This window comes from Streptococcus sp. 3874, from assembly GCF_013276425.1.
Classification (GTDB): Bacteria; Bacillota; Bacilli; order Lactobacillales; family Streptococcaceae; genus Streptococcus; species Streptococcus pseudopneumoniae.
Map to the genome: position 1 here is coordinate 1 of NZ_VMLA01000120.1, position 6,253 is coordinate 6,253.

Consider the following 6,253-nt stretch of genomic DNA (forward strand, 5'->3'; position numbering starts at 1 on the left):
CTAGCCGCAGGTTGCTCAAAACACAGTTTTGAGGTTGTAGATAAGACTGACGAAGTCAGTGATCATATCTACGGCAAGGCGAAGCTGACGTGGTTTGAAGAGATTTTCGAAGAGTATTAGTCCAAACCGTAGTTGTAGTCATCATCTTGCATGGCTTCAACTTCACCAAGAAGGTAACCATTTCCGACTTGAGAGAAGAAGTCATGGTTGGAAGTTCCTGTTGAAATACCGTTCATAACGATTGGGTTGACATCTTCAGCTGAATCTGGGAAAAGTGGATCTTGTCCCATGTTCATGAGAGCTTTATTGGCATTGTAGCGAAGGAAGGTTTTGACTTCTTCCGTCCAACCAACACCGTCATAAAGACTCTCTGTGTAGCCTTCTTCATTTTCATAAAGAGTATAGAGTAGGTCGTACATCCATTCTTTGAGTTTTTCTTGCTCTTCTTCAGGCAATTCATTGAAACCAAGTTGGAATTTGTAACCAATGTAGGTTCCGTGAACAGATTCATCACGAATAATCAATTTGATGATTTCCGCAACGTTGGCAAGTTTGTTGTTACCAAGATAGTAGAGGGGAGTGAAGAAACCTGAATAGAAGAGGAAGGTTTCTAGGAAAACGCTAGCAACTTTCTTTTCAAGTGGGCTACCGTTTAGGTAGATTTCGTTGACAATCTCAGCCTTCTTTTGTAGGTAAGGATTGGTATTGGTCCATTCGAAAATTTCTTCAATCTCAGCCTTAGTATTTAAGGTAGAAAAGATTGATGAATAAGATTTAGCGTGAACAGATTCCATAAATTGGATGTTATTGAAAACAGCTTCCTCATGTGGTGTACGGATATCTGCGCGAAGGGCTTGAACCCCAGTTTCAGATTGCATAGTGTCGAGAAGGGTTAAACCACCAAAAACTTTTCCGACCAAGTCTTTCTCTTTGTTAGATAGCTTTCTCCAGTCATCCAAGTCGTTTGACAAGGGAATACGTGTATCGAGCCAGAATTGCTCCGTCAGTTTTTCCCAAGTTGATTTGTCGATGACATCTTCGATGGCATTCCAGTTAATGGCTTTATAGTAAGTTTCCATTTGAAATCTCTTTCTGTGTTTAGTATTGCGAACTCATAATTATTTCTATTTTACCATAATTCTATAGGAGTATCGCACAAAAAGTCGGAATCCCGACTTTTAAAATGTTACATAAATTATGTTATGACATAGTAGATTTGATTTTATCAGTGCTGCTTAGGGAAAAATAGTGTTTCTATGCTAGAAACTAAATCACACAGCTTTCACATTGGTTGGCACCGACTTCTCCACCGTCATCTGTAAAGGTGCGGACGTAGTAGATAGACTTGATTCCCTTGTTAAAGGCATAGTTACGAAGGATGGACAAGTCACGTGTCGTTTGTTTATTTTCCCTCTTCCATTCGTAAATTCCTTTTGGAATGTCACTGCGCATGAAGAGGGTGAGTGAAAGTCCTTGGTCCACGTGCTCAGTCGCAGCAGCGTAAACATCGATGACTTTACGCATATCCATATCGTAGGCAGAAGTGTAGTAAGGAATGGTTTCTGTAGACAAGCCAGCAGCAGGGTAGTAGATTTTACCAATTTTCTTCTCTTGGCGTTCTTCGATACGTTGCGTAATCGGGTGGATAGAAGCAGAAACGTCGTTGATATAGCTGATAGAACCATTTGGCGCTACAGCAAGGCGATTTTGGTGGTAAAGACCATCTGCTTGAACCTTGTCGCGAAGTTCAGCCCAATCAGCAGCACCAGGGATAAAGACATCTTTGAAGAGTTCTTTAACACGGTCTGATTTTGGAACAAACTCGCCAGTCACATACTTGTCGAAGTAGCTTCCGTTAGCATAGTCTGATTTTTCAAAGTTGTGGAAGGTAATACCACGTTCACGCGCGATATTGTTTGACTCAACTAAAGTCCAGTAGTTCATAAGCATAAAGTAGATGCCTGTAAATTCAACAGACTCAGGCGATCCATATTCAATCAGTTGTTGTGCAAGGTAGCTGTGAAGTCCCATGGCACCAAGACCAAAGGTATGAGCTTGGCTATTTCCATGGTCAATAGTTGGTACAGCTACGATGTGTGAACTATCTGTAACGAAAGTTAAAGCACGAACCATAGCACGGATTGAGCGACCAAAGTCAGGTGAAGTCATCATGTTGACCACGTTGGTTGAACCAAGGTTACATGAAACATCCGTCCCCATTTGAAGGAATTCTTGAGCATCGTTGATCAAGCTTGGTTCTTGGACTTGAAGAATCTCAGAACACAAGTTACTCATGATAATCTTTCCATCAACAGGATTTGCACGGTTAGCCGTATCAATGTTGACGACATAAGGGTAGCCAGACTCTTGTTGTAATTTAGAGATTTCAGTTTCCAAATCACGCGCCTTGATTTTTGTCTTGCGAATATTTGGATTTGCGACCAATTCATCGTATTTTTCAGTAATGTCGATGTAGTTGAATGGCATATTGTATTCTTTTTCTACAGAGTAAGGGCTGAAGAGGTACATTTCTTCATTTTTACGAGCCAATTCGTAGAATTTATCTGGTACTACAACACCAAGTGATAGGGTTTTGACACGAACTTTTTCATCGGCGTTTTCTTTCTTAGTTGAAAGGAAGGCGATGATGTCTGGGTGAAAGACGTTGAGGTAGACAACGCCGGCACCTTGACGTTGCCCCAATTGGTTGGAGTAAGAGAAGCTGTCTTCAAAAAGCTTCATAACAGGAACGACACCTGAAGCAGCTCCTTCATAGCCTTTGATAGGTGCACCAGCTTCACGAAGGTTGCTGAGGGTAATTCCCACACCACCACCAATACGTGAAAGTTGAAGAGCCGAGTTGATAGAACGTCCGATAGAGTTCATATCATCCGTTACTTGGATTAGGAAGCAAGATACTAACTCCCCACGGCGAGCACGTCCAGCATTCAAGAAGGAAGGAGTAGCAGGTTGGTAGCGTTGGTGGATGATTTCATTGGCAATATCGATTGCAACAGCTTCATTCCCATCAGCGAAATAAAGGGCGTTAAAGAAGACACGGTCTTCCATGCTTTCAAGATAGTATTCACCGTCGTTAGTTTTCAAAGCATATTGATTGTAAAACTTATAAGCTGCCATGAAAGACTTGAATTGGAAATTTTGGTCTTTGATAAATTGAGCCAATTCTTCCAAGAACTCTGGACGGTATTTCTTGATAAAGGCTGTTTCGATGTAGTTGTGGTCAATGAGGTAGTTGATTTTATCTTTAATTGAATCAAAAACCATAGTGTTTGGAACGACATTTTCTTTAAAGAAGGCATCCAAGGCTTCCTTATCTTTATGAAGCATGATTTGTCCATTAACAGGACGGTTGATTTCGTTATTGAGACGGAAGTAAGTCACGTCTTCAAGATGTTTTAATCCCATAAAATTTCCCTTATCTAATTACAAAAGAAAGGCCTCTAAGTTAGCCCTAGAAGCAGTTTCTTCTGGATGATGTACTAAGATTATGCTAATTGTTTCAGTTTTCCTGGTTGGAAACCTGAAAAGACTTCAGTTGGTGTTTGAATAATAGGAGCTGCGCTAAAACCGAGTTCTTTGACTTGATCGATGTACTCAGGCTGCTCATCAAGATTGATTTCTTTATATTCAACGTTATTACTGTCCAAGAAACGCTTGGTCATTTTACATTGGACACAATTGTTTTTAGAATAAACGGTTACCATTGTGTAACTCCTCTTCAAAATTTAATACTATCTTAGTATATCAGAAAATAAAATTTTGTCAATGATTTGAACTAAATATAGTGGTCTATTTTTCTAGTCAAGCTCACAAAACACAATATGTAGTGTTTGTTTTATAAAACAGCAATGATTATCCTATAAATCGTTTTTAAAGAAACTATATCCTGTGTTTTGTTATATAGGATAGAAGATTTTCAGCAAGTTATCTGAAAGGAAATTGAAGGAAAATCCAGAAAATGCTTGAAAAAAATCCTAGAAGATGGTATAATACCAAACTGTAAGGGTTATCACATATAACTCAAAAAAAGAAAGAACAAAAGGAGAGTCAAACTATGGCTTCTAAAGATTTCCACGTAGTGGCAGAAACAGGTATTCACGCACGTCCAGCAACATTGTTGGTGCAAACTGCTAGCAAATTTGCTTCAGATATCACTCTTGAATACAAAGGTAAATCAGTTAACCTTAAATCAATTATGGGTGTTATGAGTCTTGGTGTTGGCCAAGGTGCTGACGTAACTATCTCAGCTGAAGGTGCAGATGCAGATAACGCCATCGCTGCAATCTCAGAAACAATGGAAAAAGAAGGATTGGCATAAGGGAAATGACAGAAATGCTTAAAGGAATCGCAGCATCTGACGGTGTTGCAGTTGCAAAAGCATATCTACTCGTTCAACCGGATTTGTCATTCGAGACTGTTTCAGTCGAAGATACAAACGCAGAAGAGGCTCGTTTGGATGTTGCTCTTGAAGCTTCTCAAAACGAGCTTTCTCTTATCCGCGAGAAAGCTGTAGGTACGCTTGGTGAAGAAGCGGCTCAAGTTTTTGACGCTCATTTGATGGTTCTTTCTGACCCAGAATTGATTGGTCAGATTAAAGAAACAATTCGTGCTAAGAAAGTCAATGCAGAAGCAGGTCTTAAAGAAGTGACTGATATGTTCATCACTATCTTTGAAGGCATGGAAGACAACCCATACATGCAAGAACGTGCAGCGGATATCCGCGACGTGACAAAACGTGTATTGGCAAACCTTCTTGGTAAGAAATTGCCAAACCCAGCTTCTATCAATGAAGAAGTAATCGTGATTGCACATGACTTAACACCATCTGATACAGCTCAATTGGACAAAAACTTTGTAAAAGCTTTTGTAACAAACATCGGTGGACGTACAAGCCACTCAGCTATCATGGCACGTACACTTGAAATTGCAGCTGTATTGGGAACAAATAACATCACTGAAGTAGTGAAAGACGGTGATATCCTTGCCGTTAACGGAATTACTGGTGAAGTGATTATCAACCCAACAGATGAACAAGCGGCAGAATTTAAAGCAGCTGGTGAAGCTTATGCTAAACAAAAAGCTGAATGGGCACTTTTGAAAGATGCTCAAACAGTAACTGCTGACGGTAAACACTTCGAATTGGCCGCTAACATCGGTACTCCAAAAGACGTTGAAGGTGTTAACAACAACGGTGCAGAAGCTGTTGGACTTTACCGTACAGAGTTCTTGTACATGGATTCTCAAGACTTCCCAACTGAAGATGAGCAGTATGAAGCATACAAGGCTGTTCTTGAGGGAATGAATGGTAAACCAGTGGTTGTTCGTACAATGGATATTGGTGGAGATAAGGAACTTCCTTACTTCGATATGCCACACGAAATGAACCCATTCCTTGGATTCCGTGCCCTTCGTATCTCTATTTCTGAAACTGGAGATGCAATGTTCCGTACACAAATCCGTGCCCTTCTTCGTGCTTCTGTTCATGGTCAATTGCGTATCATGTTCCCAATGGTTGCCCTTTTGAAAGAATTCCGTGCAGCTAAAGCAGTTTATGAAGAAGAAAAAGCAAACCTTCTTGCTGAAGGTGTTGCAGTTGCGGATGACATCCAAGTTGGTATCATGATTGAAATCCCTGCAGCAGCGATGCTTGCAGACCAATTTGCAAAAGAAGTAGACTTCATGTCAATTGGAACAAACGACTTGATCCAATACTCAATGGCAGCAGACCGTATGAACGAGCAAGTTTCATACCTTTACCAACCATATAACCCATCAATCCTTCGCTTGATCAACAACGTTATCAAGGCAGCTCACGCTGAAGGTAAATGGGCTGGTATGTGTGGTGAGATGGCTGGTGACCAAAAAGCTGTTCCGCTTCTTGTCGGAATGGGCTTGGATGAGTTCTCTATGTCAGCAACATCTGTACTTCGTACACGCAGCTTGATGAAGAAACTCGACACAGCTAAGATGGAAGAGTACGCAAACCGTGCCCTTACAGAATGCTCAACAATGGAAGAAGTTCTTGAACTTCAAAAAGAATACGTTAATTTTGATTAATGTGATTAACCTTGTAACCTAGTTGCAAGGTTTTTTGGGCGCATTTTGGAAAAGTATGGTCTAATACTCTTTCAAAATCTCTTCAAACCACGTCAGCGTCGCCTTAACGTAGATATGCTCACTGACTTCGTCAGTCTTATCTACAACCTCAAAACTGTGTTTTGAGCAACCTGCG

General features: G+C 40.6%; 5 protein-coding genes. 2 read left to right on the forward strand and 3 right to left on the reverse strand.

Features of this window, described 5'->3' with window-relative positions:
* Nucleotides 1–116: 116 nt before the first annotated feature.
* The 3 genes from nrdF to nrdH all read right to left on the reverse strand — a co-directional run bounded on the left by nrdF (nucleotide 117) and on the right by nrdH (nucleotide 3,725).
* Nucleotides 117–1,079, reverse strand: a complete 963-nt coding sequence (gene nrdF, locus HT703_RS10480) for a class 1b ribonucleoside-diphosphate reductase subunit beta (protein ID WP_000451369.1) — start codon at nucleotides 1,077–1,079, stop codon at nucleotides 117–119.
* A gap of 187 nt (nucleotides 1,080–1,266) precedes the next feature.
* Nucleotides 1,267–3,426: a class 1b ribonucleoside-diphosphate reductase subunit alpha gene (gene nrdE / locus HT703_RS10485; protein WP_172930073.1), complete on the reverse strand. Its 2,160-nt coding sequence runs from the start codon at nucleotides 3,424–3,426 to the stop codon at nucleotides 1,267–1,269.
* An 80-nt stretch (nucleotides 3,427–3,506) separates the two neighbouring features.
* Nucleotides 3,507–3,725 (reverse strand): glutaredoxin-like protein NrdH, encoded by a 219-nt coding sequence (gene nrdH / locus HT703_RS10490; protein ID WP_000259242.1) that lies wholly within the window; start codon nucleotides 3,723–3,725, stop codon nucleotides 3,507–3,509.
* 350 nt (nucleotides 3,726–4,075) lie between these two features.
* Here nrdH and HT703_RS10495 point away from each other — a divergent pair, with 350 nt between their 5' ends.
* Nucleotides 4,076–4,339, forward strand: a complete 264-nt coding sequence (locus HT703_RS10495; RefSeq protein WP_023933375.1) for a phosphocarrier protein HPr — start codon at nucleotides 4,076–4,078, stop codon at nucleotides 4,337–4,339.
* 5 nt (nucleotides 4,340–4,344) lie between these two features.
* Complete coding sequence (gene ptsP, locus HT703_RS10500; RefSeq protein WP_020902391.1) at nucleotides 4,345–6,078, forward strand: phosphoenolpyruvate--protein phosphotransferase; 1,734 nt, start codon at nucleotides 4,345–4,347, stop codon at nucleotides 6,076–6,078.
* The last annotated feature ends 175 nt before the right edge of the window (nucleotides 6,079–6,253 follow it).